We start from the raw sequence: 17,863 nt of genomic DNA, 5'->3' as shown, positions 1-17,863 counted from the left end.
TGACGCTGATTAGCGTCATTTTTTTAACTGTTTGTAAGCTGTACTTTTACTATTTTTTAGGCAGGAGCTAACTCAAGACCGGGTGCAGGCATCGTCACAGGCGTTTCAAATGTTGCCCACTCCCATGCTGACTCTGTTGCCATAATTTTACGAAGTAATTTATTATTTAAATCATGACCCGATTTAAATGCAGTTACTTTACCTAAAATATTATGACCTGTCATAAACATGTCACCAACACAGTCTAATATCTTGTGCTTAACAAACTCATCGTTATAACGTAAGCCGTTAGGATTTAAAACTTTGAATTCATCAAGTACTACTGCACTATCCATGCTACCACCTAGCGCTAGGTTGTTTGCATGCATGTATTCAATATCTTTCATAAATCCAAAAGTACGCGCACGGCTAATTTCTTCAATAAAGCTTTGCGTGGTAATATCCAATCCAATACGTTGGCGACTTTCATTGATAGCTGGGTGGTTAAATGCAATCTCAAAGTCGATATGAAAACCATCATATGGTTCAACTTCAGCCCACTTATCACCTTCTTCAATGCGTACTTTTTCTTTAATACGGATAAAGCGTTTAGCAACGTTTTGTTCTTCAATTCCGCCTTTTTGTAACAGATATATGAATGGTAATGCACTACCATCCATAATTGGCACTTCTGAGCTGTCTAATTCTACAATTAGATTATCAATTCCCATTGCAGCAACCGCTGCAATAAGATGCTCAGTAGTCGATAAGCGAACACCATCTTTGTTAATTAAACAGGTACACAACTGCGTATCACCAACGGCTTCAGGTGTTGTTTCAAAATCAACAACCGGATCAAGGTCGACACGACGAAATACAATCCCAGTATTTGCGCTCGCAGGTCGGAGAGTTATTGTGACCTTCTCACCTTTATGAAGTCCAATTCCTATGGCTTTGACTACTTCTGCAATCGTACGCTGTTTAATCATAGGTTCGCTCACTTTTAAATCAGTTACAGTTAGACGGCGGAGTGTATCATAAATGCTTTCGCCCTTCAATATTTGACCATATTTCAAACAAAAGTATTATTAAATGTTAATCTGCCTGTTTACGTAAAAAAGCTGGGATATCAAAATAATCACCGCCTTCTGATTTATCCGCTTTTTTACTATTTTGTGCTGAAGAACTTGAACCACTACTTGTACTCGTTGAAGGCGCTTTTTCTTTGCTTTGCGCTGTAGCAGTATTTTCTTCAGTTTTTGTATCTTGGCTTGCAAAGCTTGGTACGTACATACTACTCGTTTGGTTTAATGTATTTGCAACGTCAGAACCCGATGCTTTTTTAAAGCCGTTATCAACAACACCAAACTGTGGACGACGATCACCGCCTAAACCAGTTGCAACAACCGTTACACGTAGCTCATCAGTCATTTCTGGATCAATTACCGCACCAACAACCACTGTTGCGTTTTCTGACGCAAGCGCTTTAACGTGGTTACCAACAATTTCAAATTCTTCAATCGCAATGTCCATACCTGCGGTGATATTAACTAAGATACCTTTAGCACCTGTTAAATCAACGTCTTCTAGTAGTGGGCTTGAGATAGCCGCTTCTGCAGCCTCTTGTGCACGATCAGGACCTGACGCAGACGCCGTTCCCATCATTGCAGTACCCATTGCAGACATTACAGTTCTAACATCAGCGAAATCCACGTTAATTAAACCAGAACGTGTAATCAGCTCTGCTATACCTTGTACCGCACCATATAATACGTCATTAGCTTTAGCGAAGGCATCTAGAAGTGTAGTCCCTTTTCCTAAAACTTTAAGCAGTTTATTGTTCGGAATTGTAATAAGTGAATCTACAATTTCTGACAATTCATTAATGCCTTGTTCAGCGGCTGCTGCACGTTTTTTACCTTCAAAATCAAAAGGACGTGTTACAACTGCAACCGTTAAAATACCAAGTTCTTTAGCAATTTTAGCCACTACAGGTGCTGCGCCAGTACCAGTACCACCGCCCATGCCTGCTGCAATAAATACCATGTCGGCCCCTTCGAGGCTGGCACGAATTGTATCTGCATCTTCTTCAGCCGATTGACGACCTACTTCTGGATTTGCGCCCGCACCTAACCCAGAGGTTATTTGCGTACCTAGTTGAACTGTAATATCGGCAGCAGAGTTACGTAATGCTTGTGCATCAGTATTAGCGGCTATAAAACGCACACCTTCTATTTGTTTTTTTACCATGTGCTCAACAGCGTTACCGCCACCACCGCCCACGCCGATTACTTTTATTACAGCTTCTTCGCTGTGTTGTTCCATTATATCAAACATGTTTACTCTCCGACTTGAGTATTAAAACTCGCCTTGGAACCATTTAGTAATGCGGCTCCACCAATTATTGTTATCCTCTGCTTTCGACTTTTGTGCATTCATCGATTGCATAGTACGTCCGTATTGTAACAAACCAACAGCGGTTGCGTATGAAGGATCATCTACATAGTCTGTCAAACCAACCATCCCGATTGGTTTACCTATTCTTACTGGCATTTGGAAAATATCTTCTGCCACTTCCATCGCGCCAGTCATTTTAGCAGTCCCGCCTGTAATAACGAGTCCTGCCGCAATTTGGTCTTCTAAGCCTGAACGACGAATTTCTTCCATCGCAAGCTCAAATAATTCTCTAAAACGAGGCTCTACCACTTCAGATAATGTATGGCGAGACATCAATCTTGCTGGTCGTCCGCCTACACTTGGTACTTCAATCGTGTCTTCACTACTTGCCATTTGGCTGCTTGCACATGCGTATTGTACTTTGAGTGACTCTGCATGTGATATAGGTGTGCGAAATATTTTTGCAATATCACCCGTCACTTGGTTGCCCGCCACAGGAATAACAGCAGAGTGGCGAAGTGCACCATTGATATAAATCGTGATATCCATTGTACCACCACCAATATCAAGTACTGCAACACCTAGCTCTTTTTCGTCATCTGTTAGCACAGAATAACACGACGCTAATGCAGTAAAAATTAGTTGATCGACTTCAAGACCGCAGCGCTCTACGCATTTTTCGATATTTTTTGCCATATCATTTGAGCACGTAATGATGTGTGCACGTGCTTCCATGCGCACGCCGCTCATGCCAAGTGGGTTTTTAATCCCTTCTTGCATATCAATACTATATTCTTGTGGTAATGCGTGTAGCATTTTACGCTCTGCCGAAATAGGCACAGAGCGCGCAATATGAATTACATTTTCAATATCTTCTTCAGTGACTTCGGTGTTGTTAATTGCTACTACACCACTTTCGTTTTGGCACTGTATATGCTTACCAGAAATACCCAAATACACAGAGCTAATACGACAATCAGCCATCAACTCGGCCTCGTCTATTGCTCGGCGAATAGACTCAGACACTAAGTTTAAATCGTTAACGCCGCCTTTATCCATTCCATGAGATACTTGGCTGCCCACACCAACAATGCTGAGCTTGTTATCTGCGGTGATTTCACCTACCGTGGCAACCACTTTCGAGGTGCCAACGTCTAATCCAATCACGAGGTTTCTTTCTGCTGACTTAGTCATGCCTTACTCTTATTTTGTATTTGTTCTTCTTGCACTGGTTTAAAGCTCACTGCAAGGCCGGTATCATACCGTAAATCTATTGTATCTATTTGTGCATCTGCACGTTGTTCCACTCGTGGATAAACGTCTATAAAACGTTGTACACGCTTGGCTTTATCTTTACGCCCTAAATTTAGACGTATTCCGTTATCTAGCCAAAGTTGCCAAGAAAATCGCTCCGACAATGCTAAACTTGTTAACGTTAGACCATTAACTCTTAGCATTTCATCAAATTGCTTAAAAGCAATCCACGCTTCTTCTTCGCTGCCCTCTGGTCCAAATAACTGGGGTAAATCATTCTCTATTTTATCGCTACTAGCTTCAAATGCTAGACCACTTTGGTTAAGTAATAGATCGCTATTCCAATGTGCTACCACTTCGTGTTCAACAACATATACTTGTATTGTATCAGGCCATTGTTTACGTACCGAAACAGTAGAAACCCAAGGTAGATCTTGCACTAATTGTTGTACATGCTTTACATCTAGCTCAAAAAAACTACTTAAGTCCGCTTTTTTTATTGCTTTTATTATTGCGGTTTCATCGGTGTACCTTGGATCCCCTTGCACCGTTAAATGCTTTATCTGGGCATCTTTATTCTCAACTAACCAATCAGACACACCCTTGGTTATTTGTACTAAACTAATAACCACAAGCAGAAAAAAACTGACCCCAAAAATCAGCGACCAATTTAGTTGCTGTTTGATTTGTCGCGCTTTTTCTAAAAGGGGATGCATATTAAAGGGTTTGCTCCAAAATGCGAACAACTAATTGCTCAAAACTTGCCCCATTTGCTTTTGCCGCCATAGGCACTAAGGACTTTTCGGTCATTCCTGGCACTGTATTTACTTCAAGAAGATAAAAGTTACCTTGCTCGTCTTGCATCGCATCAACACGACCCCAGCCACTAGCGCCCACTAAATCAAATGCATCTAGCGATATAGCTTGTAAGTACTTAGTATCTTGCTCTGATAAATCTGCAGGGCAATGATACTGCGTTGTATTTGATTGATACTTAGCTTGGTAATCGTAAAAACCATTTGGTGTCGTCATTTCAATGACAGGCTGTACATCGTCGCCTAACACAGTAATGGTAAATTCTCTGCCTGTAATCCATTGCTCAACAAGCACTTGGCTGTCAAACTTAAATGCGTTGGCCAGTGCTTCTTCAAGTTCTTGTGCTGTGCTTGCTTGTGCCATCCCTATACTTGAACCTTCGTGCGATGGCTTAACCATTACTTTTTTAAATTTATTCATTATCGCGGTTGCATCAAAACCTTTCTTTGCATCAACAACAGCATAAGGTGCGGTACTCAAGCCCGCTGATTTAAATAAATGCTTACAGCGAATTTTATCCATAGCAAGTGCCGAACCTAATACATTACTGCCTGTATAAGGTAGGTTCATAAATTCAAGTGCACCTTGTACCGTACCATCTTCGCCGCCACGACCATGCAGAGCAATAAACACTCGCTCTACATTTAACTCTTTTAATTCCCATAAAGAACGACTTTGTGGATCAAACGCAATTGCGTCAACACCGCAATTTTGTAGTGCATTTAAAACAGCCTGACCAGATTTTAATGACACTTCACGCTCTGCTGAGTTTCCACCTAACAACACCGCTACTTTTCCAAATTGTGCATTTGCCTGAGTCATACTTCACCTTGTTTAAGTTTTTCTATCGACATACCCGTTGCAGCTAAAGCTTTTACTAATTGCCCTATATTACCTGCACCTTGGGTTAATACTAAATCATTATTTTGTAAGCAGTCGGCTAACGCGCCTGCAAGCTCTGAACTTGAAGCTACATGTAACGGCTCTTTACCACGTTGGCGTAAGCTACGGCATAGGCTTTTGCTATCTGCTCCTACAATTGGCTCCTCGCCGGCGCTATATACATCGAGTAATAATAACTGATCCACATCCGCTAATACTTTTACAAAATCCTCGTACAAGTCACGCGTACGTGTAAATCGATGCGGTTGATACACCATAACTAAACGCTTATCCGGCCACCCTTCACGAATTGCTGCTATCGTTGCTGCGACTTCTGAAGGGTGATGCCCGTAATCATCAACTAACATCACATTGCCGCGTTCGTTTTCAAAGTCACCGTAATGCTGAAAACGTCGACCAATACCTTCAAAATTTTGCAATGCTTCTAAAATTGCATAGTTAGCAATATTTTGATCTTTTGCCACAGCAATCGCAGCTGTAGCATTAAGCGCATTGTGTCTACCAGGCATATTCAACGTGGCAGTTAAACACTCACCTTGCTTGTTAGTTACTGTAAATGTGCACGTATTAGCTGATTGGCTAAAGTCGCTCATGCGGTAATCAGCATCCTTCGATTCGCCATACGTGATAACTGGGCGACCAAAGCGCGGGATAAGCTCAGCAGCAACTTCAGAATCAATACATACAACAGCTAAACCATAAAACGGCAGGTTGTGAATGAAATCCACATAAGTGTCTTTCATTTTTTCAAGACTGCCGCCATAAGTTTCCATGTGATCCTCTTCAATATTTGTGATCACTGATACCATAGGCTGCAAATGTAAGAACGATGCGTCGCTTTCATCAGCTTCAGCTATCAAAAAATCACTTTTGCCTACTTTTGCGTTACTACCTGCGCTATTTAACAAGCCACCAATAATAAACGTCGGATCGAGCCCTGCTTGTCCATAAATGCTCGCAATTAAACTTGTTGTTGTTGTTTTGCCATGCGTACCGGCAATCGCTATACCGTGCCTAAAACGCATCAGCTCTGCGAGCATTTCTGCACGGCGTACAACGGGAACTCTTGCTGCTTTTGCTGCAATAATTTCTGGATTGGTTTCATCAATCGCACTTGAAACAACAACCACGTTGGCATCTTTTACATTATTTTCATGATGACCAATAAATACTTCAGCACCGGCTTTAATTAAACGATCTGTCATAGCACTATGGGCAATGTCTGATCCTGTAATACGATAGCCTTCAAAAGCGAGTACTTCAGCAATACCGCCCATACCCGCTCCACCAATACCAATAAAGTGGATGGTTTCTATTCGGCGCATTGCAGGGCGTGTGTGTTTTTCTTGTACTGACGTTTCTTTCACTTATTTTCTCTTATTTGTTACTTGCTCACAGTGCGCAGCTACGCTTGCTGTGGCATCTAAAATGGCTTGTTTTTTTGCATTTGTAGCCATTTCAGTAATTAATGAAGGTTGGGCTAAGTACGGGCTTAAAAGTTCAACTATAGATTGTTTATTAAACTGCCCTTGTGGCATTAATAATGCGCCATTAGCCATTACTAAATATTGTGCGTTCGCTGTTTGATGGTCGTCCACGGCATGTGGAAACGGAACAAAAACGGCCATTTTACCTGCCGCTGCAATTTCGCTAACAGTTAATGCACCCGCACGGCAAACAACAATGTCAGCCCAGCTATATGCTGCATCCATATCATCAATAAATTCAGCTATTTTTGCATTGCCATCCGCAAAGCTATGCATTTTATAAGCTGTTTCTACAGTAGATAAATGACCCTTACCTGTTTGATGCCACACGCTTATAGGAGCTGTATTATTTAGTACTTTAAATGCTTCTGGTAATGTTTGATTAAGCACTTGTGCACCAAGCGACCCACCAACCACTAAAATGTTAATAGGACTTGATACATCGCGTTTGGCTATATTCATAACGCTTTGGCGAACTGGATTACCTACTAGTTCGGCTTGACCCTGTGCAAAAGCACTTGGAAATGCAGCTAATACACGTGTAGCCACCTTAGCTAATAGTTTATTGCTCATACCCGCTACAGCGTTTTGCTCGTGAATAACCAGCGGGATACCTAAACTTTTTGCGGCAATTCCCGTTGGACCCGTAACATAACCGCCCATTGCGAGTACTACATCAGGACGCTGTTCTTTCAATACCTTACGCGCCTGCAATACTGCATTAATTACCATGAATGGGGCTTTAATAAGACGCTTTAAACCGTTACCACGAACACCTTTTACATTAATAAAATCAATATCTATATTATGCTTAGGTACAACGCTCGCTTCCATTCGATCTGGTGTGCCGATCCAGCTAACTTGCCAACCCTGCTGTTTTAAATAATCGGCTACTGCAATACCGGGAAAAATGTGTCCGCCCGTACCGCCTGCCACTACTACTAATTTTTTACTCATCGCTTACCTCCGCGTGAGGTGGCTTGTTTGGTTGCCATTTTAGTCTCAAAATCTACGCGTAATAAAATACCTGTGGCAATCGTCATAATTAACAAGCTTGAGCCACCATAAGAAATAAACGGCAGGGTTAAACCCTTAGTTGGTAAAATACCCGCACTTGCACCTACATTCACCATGGTTTGAAAAGCAAACCAAATGCCAATAGCAAATGCAAAGTAACCTTCGTATTCTTTACCGCATTTTAGTGCTTGTTGACCAATTAATAACGCTCTAAATACTAAAGTAGCTAGTACCATTAAAATACTTACAACGCCTATTAAGCCAAGTTCTTCACCTATAACGGCAAAAATAAAGTCATTATGCGCTTCAGGTAAATATTGCAGTTTTTGTACACTGTTACCTAAGCCTTGACCAAACCAACCACCTTGACTGTAAGCCATTAATGATTGAACGAGTTGATAGCCTTTACCAAAGGGATCATCCCAGGGATCTAAAAAGCCAACAACCCGCGCCATACGATACGGCTCAACAATTATAAGTAATACAACTAAACCTATTCCCGTTAAAATAAGCACAAAAAATTGCCACAACTTAGCACCGGCTAAAAACAATAAACCAACGGTTGTTACAAACATAACAACGACTGTACCTAGATCGGGCTGTAATAAAATAAGCAACGCATATACCGCAAATACCGCAATAGGTTTTGCAAAACCTTTAATGTTTTCTTGTACTTCTTCGCGCTTTCTTACTAAGTAACCTGCTATGTAACTAAAAAAGTATAATTTAGCGGCCTCTGCCACCTGAAATCCAATAGGCCCTATAGGTATCCACCTTTTTGCACCATTCACCTCACGACCAATAATTAAAACCGCAATTAATAGCACCATCCCCAATATTAATAAATAAGGATTTGATCGTTTCCACCAATCCATGGGTACGCAAGCGGTGATCCAAAAAAGTACAAAAGCCATTGCCAAAAACATACCATGACGAATAGTGATATGGTACGGGTCATTAAACAGTCGCTCTGCTGTAGGCATTGATGCGCTGGTTACCATGATAAAACCAACACCAATTAACATTATGACGCAGTACAATAGCGGTACATCGTATAACTGCGCCGAAGGCTTGGGCGTTAATGCATCTCTTATATCGGCAAAAGCAATCATGATTGCTGCGCCATAACACATTGAATAAAGTCGTCACCGCGTTGCATGTAGTTGTTATACATATCAATGCTGGCACATGCTGGTGCTAATAAAACAATATTACCTGTACTGCTAAGTACGTTTGCCAAAGTAACAGCTTCTTCCATATTATTAGTTAAATAGCTCTTATTGGTAATCGCGGCTAAGTCACTTGCATCTTTACCAAAACAAATTAATGCTTTTACATGCTGTTCTATGTAGGGTTTAAGCGCATTTAAATCAGCGCCTTTGGCATCGCCACCAGCAATAACAACCAGATTTTCACCGTCACTAGCCAAGCTATCTATTGCAGCTATGGTTGCTCCAACATTGGTCGCTTTTGAATCGTTAAAATACTTTACACCGTTAAGCTCAGCTACAAATTGGCAGCGATGAGCCAACCCATTAAATTGACCTAACGCGTTTTTATATTGCTCTTTGCTTACTGCAAACGGACTTAAGAGCGCCATTACTGCAAGCGTATTTAAATAATTATGCTTACCCACTACTCTAAGCGTACTTACAGGTAAAAAAGCTTCGCCTTTAACTATAAAGTGAGTTTCGCCATTGTGCAGCGCTAAATGGTAATCACCTTGTTGAGCACCAAAGTTAATTTGAGGGGCCGTATCGCGCTCAACTGGATGTGTTTGACTATCGTCTGCATTGACAATAATAAGCTCTGCGAAATTATAAATACTAAGCTTTGAATCTATATAAGCTTGGTAACTGTCGTAGCGGTCAAGATGATCTTCAGACACATTTAAGACTGTGGCACTTATCGGCTTTAAACTCGTGGTGGTATCTAGCTGAAAACTCGATAACTCAAGTACATACACATCAAAATCATCATTGAGTAAATCAAGCACCGCTGTGCCAATATTCCCACCCAAAGCAACTTTATAGCCTGCTTCTTTTAACACGTCATAAGCGAGTGTAACCACGGTTGATTTACCGTTAGATCCCGTTACTGCAACAACAGGCTTTGTATTAATACGTGCAAATAACTCAACGTCGCCAATCACTTCAACATCTGCGTTAATTGCATCTGCAACAGCTGGTATTTTTAAGCTAAGTCCAGGGCTTATAATAATCATATCGCTTGAGCAAAGCTCTGCATCATCCAAATCACCAAAGTGGGTATCTAGAATTGGCGCATGCTCTTTTAACCAATCAATCCCGGGTGGGTTTGCTCGGCTATCAACTACTTTGGGTGTAAAACCTTGAGATAATAAAAAACGCACAATGCCCAGACCGGTTACACCGAGTCCGAGCACTGTTATATGTTTACTTTTTATCTCGTTTAAATACTGCATTTATCGAATCTTTAATGTCGCTAGGCCAGCGAGTACTAGCACAATAGAAATAATCCAAAAGCGCACAATAACGCGCGGCTCTGGCCAACCCTTTAATTCGTAATGATGATGGATTGGTGCCATTCTAAAAATTCGTTGCCCTCGCAGCTTATACGAGCCAACTTGTAATATGACCGATAGTGCTTCCATAACGAACACACCGCCCATAATAATAAGCAGTAACTCTTGGCGAACTAACACAGCAATAATACCTAATGCCCCACCGAGTGCTAATGAACCAACATCGCCCATAAATACTTGTGCTGGGTAAGTGTTAAACCATAAAAAGCCAAGCCCTGCACCTACAATGGCGGTACACACAACCACAAGCTCACTCGCCAATGGTAAATGTGGTATATGTAAGTAAGCCGAAAAGTTAATGTTACCCGTTAAATAAGCAATAATTGCCAGTGCAGAAGCCACTAAAATAGTGGGTACAATAGCTAGGCCATCCAGTCCATCAGTTAGGTTTACAGCATTAGAGGTACCTACTATCGCAAAATACGTAAGCACAATATAAAACAAACCTAATTGCGGTAATACGTCTTTAAAAAATGGAACAACAAGAGATGTTTCAGACGCTTGTGCACTGGTAAAATACAAAGCAGTAGCGACAACTAATGCAATGACCGATTGCCAAAAGTACTTCCACTTAGCAATTAAACCTTTTGGATCTTTACGAATAACTTTACGGTAATCATCAACAAAGCCAACAATACCTAAAGAGCCAATTACAAACAGTGTTGCCCACACGTATTTATTTGATAAATCGGCCCAAAGTAGCGTGCTGGTAAAAATAGCCGCTAAAATAAGTAAGCCACCCATAGTCGGTGTACCCGACTTAGACAAATGCGATTGTGGACCATCGTCGCGAACTGTTTGACCTATTTGCATACGTTGTAAACCACTAATTAATTTAGGCCCTAAATAAAGAGACATAATTAGCGCAGTTAAAATACCTAAAATGGCACGTAGCGTTAAATACGAAAAAACATGAAAACCACTAAAATACTGTGTTAAATACTCTGCCAGCCAAACTAACATTATGATACTCCATTGATGGCTTGTTGCTGGCCATTAACTAAATCGGTTACTAATAATTCCATGCGAGAACTGCGCGATCCTTTCACTACTATTGTTGTTTTTTATTCACTTTATTAATACTTTCTTGAATTTTTTGCTGCATTTGTTCGCGGCTCGAAAAGTGGCGATTAGGGAGTTCAAACACATCACTTGCGTATTTACTTAATACGCCTAATGTAAATAACTCATCAATCCCTTGCTCAAGTGCATACTCGCCAACTTCTTGATGGTACTTACGTGCATCTTCACCTAGCTCACCCATGTCCCCGAGTGCTAAAATACGGTGACCATGTATATCACTTAACAAGTCAATCGCAGCCTTTACCGACTTAACATTGGCATTATAGGTATCATCAACCACGGTGAGTAAATCAGATACTTCAATTAAATTAACGCGCCCTTTTACATCACCCATTGTAGCAAGCGCATTGGCTATTTCTTCAAGGGTTACATCAAATTCACTGGTCAGTGCTGCTGCAATAAGTGCATTACTAATATTGTGCTTACCAGGTAGCGCCAAAGTAACAGGTACTTGCTTGTTTTTAGTGCAAAGCGTAAAACTCGCTCGCGCATTGGCATCAAGCGTGATGTTCTCTGCCCAAATGTCTAGCTTTTCGGTCGTAGAAAAACGTTTAACATTACGCCCTTCAAGCTTATCTAACCAATACTGGCTAAACTCACTGTCGCAGTTAACAATCGCAACGCCGTCATCTTTTAGGCCGTCAAAAATTTCACCTTTAGCTTTAGCAACGCCCATTAAGCTACCAAAACCTTCTAAGTGAGCCGCTGCAACATTACATACGACGGCTACATCTGGTTTTGTCATTGCAGTGGTGTACGCAATTTCACCTAAATGATTTGCACCTAGCTCAATTACTGCAAAGCGATGTTGTGGCTCTAAGCGTAACAATGTTAGTGGCACGCCAATATCGTTATTAAAATTACCTTTAGTAGCTAATACATCACCGTGAACAGACAAAATTGCCGCACACATTTCTTTTACGGTGGTTTTGCCTACACTCCCTGTAATTGCAATTGTTTTAGGCGCCACTTGCGCCATAACAGCAGTACCAATTGCACCTAGTGCAATACGTGTATCGCTTACTATAAATTGTGGAATATCTACATTAACTTTGTGCTGAACAATAACGCCAATAGCGCCTTTTTGTTTAGCTTCAGCTATAAATTTATGCCCATCAAAATTTGGCCCTTTAAGTGCTAAAAACACTTCTCCATCGCACACTGTACGAGTATCAGTATTTATATTAAGCACGTGTTGATTATCACCTTGATAATCGGTTGTTAGCACATTAGCTAACCAATCAAAATCCATTGGGATCATTGTGTTATCCCTCTTACTGCTTTTTTTAGTTGTTCTTGTACATACCGGCGATCGCAAAAGTCGATTCGCTTATCGCCTATAATTTGATAATCTTCGTGGCCTTTACCTGCAATCAAAATAACGTCATCAGCTGTAGCATTTTCTATAGCAAAACGAATTGCAGTTGCTCTATCAGCCTCTAAATGTGCATTTTGAGGACTTACTAAACCGCCAGCCACATCAGCAATAATATCATTAGGGTTTTCCGAGCGAGGGTTATCACTGGTAATAATCACTTTATTAGCGTTTTGCTCAGCAGCTTGCGCCATTAATGCACGCTTACCTTTATCTCTATCACCACCACAGCCAAATACACAACTTACACCACCTGGCACATGTAGCTGCAATGCCTGTAATGCAAGCGCAAGCGCATCGGGTGTATGTGCGTAATCAACAACACACGTTGGCATGCCTGTTTGGCTAAATGCTTGCATTCGACCAGCGACTGGCTGTAACTGCGCACAACCTGCAACTAATTGCTCAAGCGGATAACCAAGCCCTAATAATGTAGCGAGCGCTGCCGTTAAGTTATATAAGTTGAATTCGCCAAACAGCGGCGATTTAATCGACATACCACCCCAACTCGTCGATAACTGCGCTGAAATACCTTCACTTGAATATTCAACATCAGAAAAATAAACGTATCGGGCATTCTTAGGAGCTAAGTTTTTGCGGCCATAACAAATGAGGTCATTAAAATCATACTTTTCAAGCCATTGCTCAGCTTGAGAATCATCTTGATTAAGCACTACAACTTGCGGCTCAAAGTCACGGAAAAGCATTAGTTTCGCATCACCGTAACTTGCCATATCACCATGGTAATCTAGATGATCGCGCGAAAGATTAGTAAACACAGCTGCTTTAAACTCACACTTTGCAACGCGCTGCTGCACTAACCCATGAGATGACACTTCCATGGCTACCAGCTTTTTATGCTGCGAATTTAAATCGCTCAAAATATGCTGTAAATCAACCGTTGAAGGTGTGGTATTAATGAGCGGCGTTAAATTATCCGGGTGACCAAAACCCAACGTTCCAATAATTGCTGAGCGCGTATTACAGTACTGCGCTAGATGAGCAATCATAGCCGTGGTCGTTGATTTGCCGTTTGTGCCGGTTACGCCAATTAAATCAAGGCTGTGGCTAGGCTGGTTGTAAAATTGACTCGCAAGTTCAGCCAGCTTTTTACCAAGCTCAGATACTAAGTAAAGCGGTTCAAATTGAACATCAAACTCGCAAAGTCTATCGGCAATAACAGCCACAGCACCATTTTCAATTGCTTTAGCTATAAACTGCCCGCCATCTAACTCATGGCCTTTTATTGCTACAAATACATCGCCAGGGCTGACATCTCGGCTATCTAATCGCAAATGATTAACCAACTGCGAGGGCGCATCTATTTCGATGTATTTTAAAATATCCTTTAAATCACGCATCGTTGTCTTTACCTTTCACGTACGCAACCTCTTCCTTGTCAGGCGCTACGTTTAATATTCTTAATGCGTTAGAGATGATTTCTGCAAATGCAGGGCCAGCGGTGGCACCTCCATAGTAAACATCACCACCTGGTTCATTAATCATCACTACCACAGCTAAACGAGGGTTACTTGCTGGCGCCACGCCTGCAAAATAACCCACATATTCATCACCGTAACCACCTACTGCGGCTTTTTTAGAAGTACCCGTTTTACCCGCGGCACGATAACCATCAACTTTAACGTTATGTGCTGTGCCGCCACTTTCAAATACGCTTTCCATCATGTGTACTACCGCTTCAACATCTTGCTGTTGAAAAACACGATCCCCTTCAGGGATGGAATCTTGCTTTAATACAGTGAGCGGCCTGTTAACCCCTCCGGCGCCTAACATGGCATAAAAGCGAGCCATTTGCGCAGTACTAACAGCAATATTGTAACCAAATGACAATGCAGCAATTTCGTGATCAGACCAACGACGGTTTGGGTAAAATAAACCACTGCTTTCACCTACCATACCCGTGCCTGAATCAGATCCGAACCCAACCTTTTGAAACAAACCAACCAGGTAGTCTTTTGGTACCAACTGAGTGACTTTAGTCACCCCCATATTCGACGAATATTTTAGTATTTCTCGTAGTGACATTTCACCATGGTTACGCGTATCTTGGACTAAACTTCCCCCTAAACGCATCCAACCTGGGTAGGTATCAATCGTGTCATCTACCTGAATGGCGCCGTAGTCTAGCCCAGCCAAAATGGCTAGAGGCTTAACAGTTGAGCCTGGTTCAAACAAATCGGTAATTGCGCGGTTACGACGCTTATGCGGGGCAGCATCGCTTAAATTATTTGGATTAAATGAAGGGCTATTTACCATTGCCAGTACTTCACCAGTTTTAACATCAACCACCATAGCTGAGCCCGATGTAGCTTTATAAGTTAGTACTGCTGATTTTACGGCCTTATACGCAATAGCTTGAATTCGTTGGTCAATACTAAGTTCTATACTTTCTGGCTCTACACGTTCTCGTTCGTCAAGTACTTCTACCTCACGCCCTTGTGCGTCTTTACGAATGGTACGGCGGCCTTCCTCGCCCGTTAACGCATTTTCGTAGAGCTTTTCAATGCCTTCAATGCCCTTGCCGTCTATATTAGTAAAACCAATAACATGCGCGGTAACTTCACCTGCAGGGTAATAGCGTTTAGATTCATCAAGTAAATGGATGCCAGGTAGGCGTAAATCACCGATATAATTTGCAACAGCAGGAGTAACTTGGCGTTTTAAATACACAAAACGACGAGAAGGATCATTTAAAAGTCGAGAGTTAATCTTTTTAGGATCAATACGCAGTACATCAGCGAGCTCACGCCAGCGTAAATCGTTTTTATAATAAAGTGCAGTACGTTTATCAAGCTCAGCGATATTTTCAGTTAATGATAAGTGATCTTCGCCGCTTTTACGTGCTTGTTTGATTACTTTAGAAACAAGCGATTTATGTAATGCTTTAGGATCAGCATATACACTTACAACAGGCACACTTACCGCTAGTTCTTTGCCATTGCGGTCAAAAATCATTCCGCGTTGTACATGAAGCTTTTCAACACGTACAGTACGTTTATCACTTTCTGAACGGGCTTTATCAGGCTCTATTACTTGTAAATAGGCAGCGCGAGACACCAGGGTTACAAATACCATAAACACAACTACACACACCAACATAAAGCGCCATGTGATTAAATTAGTGACTGGTTTTTTACCTCTAGTTCTCATTGTACTATTATTACCTGCTCATCTTGACTGGTAGGTCGTTTCATTTTTAATTGTGATATAGCTACTTCTTCAATACGCGCATGCTGAGAATAAAACTCCTCTTCAACAAGTAAGTAGCGCCACTCTAAATCAAGTTCATCGCGCTCTTGCAATAATTGGTCTTGCTTTATTAGCTGCCCTCGAGCTAAGTGTGTTGTTTGCACAACAGCCAAACTAGAAGCGAATATCACAACCAATAAGGCCGAGGTTAGCTTATTAGCACCTAGGCCTTTTAATATTTCAAAGAATAAATTGGGTTGACGATAGCTCGCTTTTTTACTCATCCCAACCTCTGTGCAATCCTAAGTACAGAACTACGAGAACGTGGATTACGCTCTACTTCAACAGTACTTGGCTTAATAGCCTTACCCACTGCTTTTAACGTCAGATTTTTATTTATTTGTGCGTCAGTTAACGGCAGACCTCTGGGTAACACTTCTCCCCTACTCTGTTTTCTAATAAACTGTTTTACAATACGATCCTCTAGTGAGTGAAAAGAAATCACCACTAAACGTCCGCCGGGCTTTAACACTTTAACTGCAGACTGTAGCGCTGTTTGAATTTCTTCAAGCTCGCTATTAATGTAAATACGAATCGCCTGAAAAGTACGTGTTGCAGGGTGCTTAAACTTATCTTTTACCGGTACGGCTTCATCAACAAGGTCAGCAAGTTGCTTTGTTGTTGTGATTGGCGTGTGCTCACGAACTTCGAGTACTTTGTGTGCAATGCGTTTACCAAATTTTTCTTCACCCAGTTTTTTAATTACGTGAGTAATATCATCTAACTCAGCTTCTGCTAACCACTGTGCAGCACTGCGACCTGTTGTTGGGTCCATACGCATATCCAGAGGCCCATCTTTCATAAAACTAAAACCACGCGCAGCGTCATCAAGTTGTGGCGACGAGACACCAATGTCTAATAAAATGCCATCCACTTTACCAATTAGATCGTTTTGCTCAGCTACTTCGTATAAGTTTGAAAAGCGAGTGTGTGCAATTGCAAAACGTGGATCATCAGCAAATTTTTCAGCTGACTGTATCGCTTGTGGATCTTGGTCAATTGCTTGCAGGCGACCTTCATCACCAAGGCGTGCTAATATTTGTCCAGAGTGGCCGCCACGTCCAAACGTACCATCCATGTATATACCGTCTGGCTTAATTGCGAGGGCATCGATGGTTTCGTCCATTAATACGGATACGTGTTCAAATTGCGCTGTCATTAGCTAATATTTGCCTTTTTTTGTGCTGTTAGAGTGTAAAATTATCTAAATCTTGGTTAGGTTCAAAATCGCCAAGCCTTTCAAGCTCAGTATCTTGTTGCATTTGTTCGTGCCAACGCGCCTCATCCCAAATTTCAAATTTATTCATCAAACCAACTAGCATGATTTTTTTGCCAAGCGATGCATGAGCCCTTAACGACGGCGCAAGCAAAATTCGACCATTTTTATCAAGTTGATATTCAGTAGCATTGCCAAGCAACATGCGTTGCATTCGACGAGCCCGTGGGTTCATATTGGAGATTTTAGCTAACCGGCTTTCTATTTCGAGCCACTCAGCCAGCGGATACAGCCATAAACACGGCTCATTTAATGCGACGGTACAAATAACCGTTCCCTGATCTTCAGACAATAGAGATTCTCGGTACTTGGTCGGTACCGCAAAACGCCCCTTATCATCTAAACTCAGCGAACTTGCGCCACGAAACATAAAATGCCTGCTTTAAATTATTTTAATCAACATTTGATTATTTTGATCCACAAAAAACCACTTTTCACCACAG

15 protein-coding genes and 1 pseudogene are annotated in these 17,863 nt (G+C 41.5%); all 16 read right to left on the bottom strand.

Annotated features, from left to right (window positions below; genetic code table 11):
* Positions 1–56: 56 nt before the first annotated feature.
* The gene (gene lpxC, locus P20652_RS12810) at positions 57–968 is read right to left on the bottom strand and encodes a UDP-3-O-acyl-N-acetylglucosamine deacetylase (protein ID WP_008167127.1); all 912 of its coding nucleotides are present in this window, start codon (positions 966–968) and stop codon (positions 57–59) included.
* Positions 969–1,074: 106 nt separating this feature from the next.
* Positions 1,075–2,316 (bottom strand): cell division protein FtsZ, encoded by a 1,242-nt coding sequence (ftsZ, locus tag P20652_RS12815; protein ID WP_008167125.1) that lies wholly within the window; start codon positions 2,314–2,316, stop codon positions 1,075–1,077.
* A 21-nt stretch (positions 2,317–2,337) separates the two neighbouring features.
* Positions 2,338–3,570, bottom strand: coding sequence for a cell division protein FtsA (ftsA, locus tag P20652_RS12820; RefSeq protein ID WP_033017227.1), 1,233 nt, complete (start codon positions 3,568–3,570; stop codon positions 2,338–2,340).
* The gene (locus P20652_RS17675) at positions 3,567–4,346 is read right to left on the bottom strand and encodes a cell division protein FtsQ/DivIB (protein ID WP_033017226.1); all 780 of its coding nucleotides are present in this window, start codon (positions 4,344–4,346) and stop codon (positions 3,567–3,569) included. The genes ftsA and P20652_RS17675 overlap by 4 nt, the downstream gene beginning before the upstream one ends.
* Position 4,347: 1 nt before the next feature.
* Positions 4,348–5,268 carry a D-alanine--D-alanine ligase gene (locus tag P20652_RS12825; protein WP_008167118.1) on the bottom strand — a complete coding sequence of 307 codons (921 nt, stop codon included), beginning with the start codon at positions 5,266–5,268 and terminating at the stop codon, positions 4,348–4,350.
* The gene (gene murC, locus P20652_RS12830) at positions 5,265–6,716 is read right to left on the bottom strand and encodes a UDP-N-acetylmuramate--L-alanine ligase (RefSeq protein ID WP_008167116.1); all 1,452 of its coding nucleotides are present in this window, start codon (positions 6,714–6,716) and stop codon (positions 5,265–5,267) included. Before murC ends, P20652_RS12825 begins: the two co-directional genes overlap by 4 nt.
* Positions 6,717–7,793, bottom strand: a complete 1,077-nt coding sequence (gene murG, locus P20652_RS12835) for an undecaprenyldiphospho-muramoylpentapeptide beta-N-acetylglucosaminyltransferase (protein ID WP_008167115.1) — start codon at positions 7,791–7,793, stop codon at positions 6,717–6,719.
* Positions 7,790–8,965 carry a cell division protein FtsW gene (gene ftsW / locus P20652_RS12840; RefSeq protein ID WP_033017224.1) on the bottom strand — a complete coding sequence of 392 codons (1,176 nt, stop codon included), beginning with the start codon at positions 8,963–8,965 and terminating at the stop codon, positions 7,790–7,792. The genes murG and ftsW overlap by 4 nt, the downstream gene beginning before the upstream one ends.
* Positions 8,962–10,296, bottom strand: a complete 1,335-nt coding sequence (gene murD, locus P20652_RS12845) for a UDP-N-acetylmuramoyl-L-alanine--D-glutamate ligase (protein WP_008167109.1) — start codon at positions 10,294–10,296, stop codon at positions 8,962–8,964. The genes ftsW and murD overlap by 4 nt, the downstream gene beginning before the upstream one ends.
* Entirely contained in the window at positions 10,297–11,379 is a 1,083-nt protein-coding gene (gene mraY, locus P20652_RS12850) for a phospho-N-acetylmuramoyl-pentapeptide-transferase (protein ID WP_008167108.1), read from the bottom strand.
* Positions 11,379–12,760: pseudogene (gene murF, locus P20652_RS12855) on the bottom strand (UDP-N-acetylmuramoyl-tripeptide--D-alanyl-D-alanine ligase). Before murF ends, mraY begins: the two are co-directional and overlap by 1 nt.
* A complete protein-coding gene (gene murE, locus P20652_RS12860; protein ID WP_008167104.1) occupies positions 12,757–14,235 on the bottom strand; it encodes a UDP-N-acetylmuramoyl-L-alanyl-D-glutamate--2,6-diaminopimelate ligase in 1,479 nt (492 codons plus the stop codon). The pseudogene murF and the gene murE overlap by 4 nt, the downstream one beginning before the upstream one ends.
* On the bottom strand, positions 14,228–16,045 hold the full coding sequence (locus P20652_RS12865; RefSeq protein WP_033017222.1) for a penicillin-binding transpeptidase domain-containing protein: 1,818 nt from the start codon (positions 16,043–16,045) through the stop codon (positions 14,228–14,230). The genes murE and P20652_RS12865 overlap by 8 nt, the downstream gene beginning before the upstream one ends.
* Entirely contained in the window at positions 16,042–16,368 is a 327-nt protein-coding gene (gene ftsL, locus P20652_RS12870; protein WP_007582915.1) for a cell division protein FtsL, read from the bottom strand. Before ftsL ends, P20652_RS12865 begins: the two co-directional genes overlap by 4 nt.
* Positions 16,365–17,303: a 16S rRNA (cytosine(1402)-N(4))-methyltransferase RsmH gene (gene rsmH, locus P20652_RS12875; RefSeq protein ID WP_008167099.1), complete on the bottom strand. Its 939-nt coding sequence runs from the start codon at positions 17,301–17,303 to the stop codon at positions 16,365–16,367. The genes ftsL and rsmH overlap by 4 nt, the downstream gene beginning before the upstream one ends.
* A gap of 28 nt (positions 17,304–17,331) precedes the next feature.
* Positions 17,332–17,790, bottom strand: a complete 459-nt coding sequence (gene mraZ / locus P20652_RS12880; protein ID WP_007582904.1) for a division/cell wall cluster transcriptional repressor MraZ — start codon at positions 17,788–17,790, stop codon at positions 17,332–17,334.
* Between the last annotated feature and the right edge of the window lie 73 nt (positions 17,791–17,863).

Origin of the sequence: Pseudoalteromonas sp. BSi20652 (assembly GCF_000239855.1) — a bacterium.
Lineage (GTDB): Bacteria > Pseudomonadota > Gammaproteobacteria > Enterobacterales > Alteromonadaceae > Pseudoalteromonas.
The sequence above is the reverse complement of the archived record's forward strand: the minus strand, read 5'-3'. Positions and strand labels throughout refer to the sequence as shown.

Excerpts from the sequence above, each read along its gene's own strand:
- lpxC (WP_008167127.1), bottom strand. The coding sequence starts at position 968 with ATGATTAAACAGCGTACGATTGCAGAAGTAGTCAAAGCCATAGGAATT.
- ftsZ (WP_008167125.1), bottom strand. The coding sequence starts at position 2,316 with ATGTTTGATATAATGGAACAACACAGCGAAGAAGCTGTAATAAAAGTA.
- ftsA (WP_033017227.1), bottom strand. The coding sequence starts at position 3,570 with ATGACTAAGTCAGCAGAAAGAAACCTCGTGATTGGATTAGACGTTGGC.
- P20652_RS17675 (WP_033017226.1), bottom strand. The coding sequence starts at position 4,346 with ATGCATCCCCTTTTAGAAAAAGCGCGACAAATCAAACAGCAACTAAAT.
- P20652_RS12825 (WP_008167118.1), bottom strand. The coding sequence starts at position 5,268 with ATGACTCAGGCAAATGCACAATTTGGAAAAGTAGCGGTGTTGTTAGGT.
- murG (WP_008167115.1), bottom strand. The coding sequence starts at position 7,793 with ATGAGTAAAAAATTAGTAGTAGTGGCAGGCGGTACGGGCGGACACATT.
- ftsW (WP_033017224.1), bottom strand. The coding sequence starts at position 8,965 with ATGATTGCTTTTGCCGATATAAGAGATGCATTAACGCCCAAGCCTTCG.
- murD (WP_008167109.1), bottom strand. The coding sequence starts at position 10,296 with ATGCAGTATTTAAACGAGATAAAAAGTAAACATATAACAGTGCTCGGA.
- mraY (WP_008167108.1), bottom strand. The coding sequence starts at position 11,379 with ATGTTAGTTTGGCTGGCAGAGTATTTAACACAGTATTTTAGTGGTTTT.
- murE (WP_008167104.1), bottom strand. The coding sequence starts at position 14,235 with ATGCGTGATTTAAAGGATATTTTAAAATACATCGAAATAGATGCGCCC.
- P20652_RS12865 (WP_033017222.1), bottom strand. The coding sequence starts at position 16,045 with ATGAGAACTAGAGGTAAAAAACCAGTCACTAATTTAATCACATGGCGC.
- ftsL (WP_007582915.1), bottom strand. The coding sequence starts at position 16,368 with ATGAGTAAAAAAGCGAGCTATCGTCAACCCAATTTATTCTTTGAAATA.
- rsmH (WP_008167099.1), bottom strand. The coding sequence starts at position 17,303 with ATGACAGCGCAATTTGAACACGTATCCGTATTAATGGACGAAACCATC.
- mraZ (WP_007582904.1), bottom strand. The coding sequence starts at position 17,790 with ATGTTTCGTGGCGCAAGTTCGCTGAGTTTAGATGATAAGGGGCGTTTT.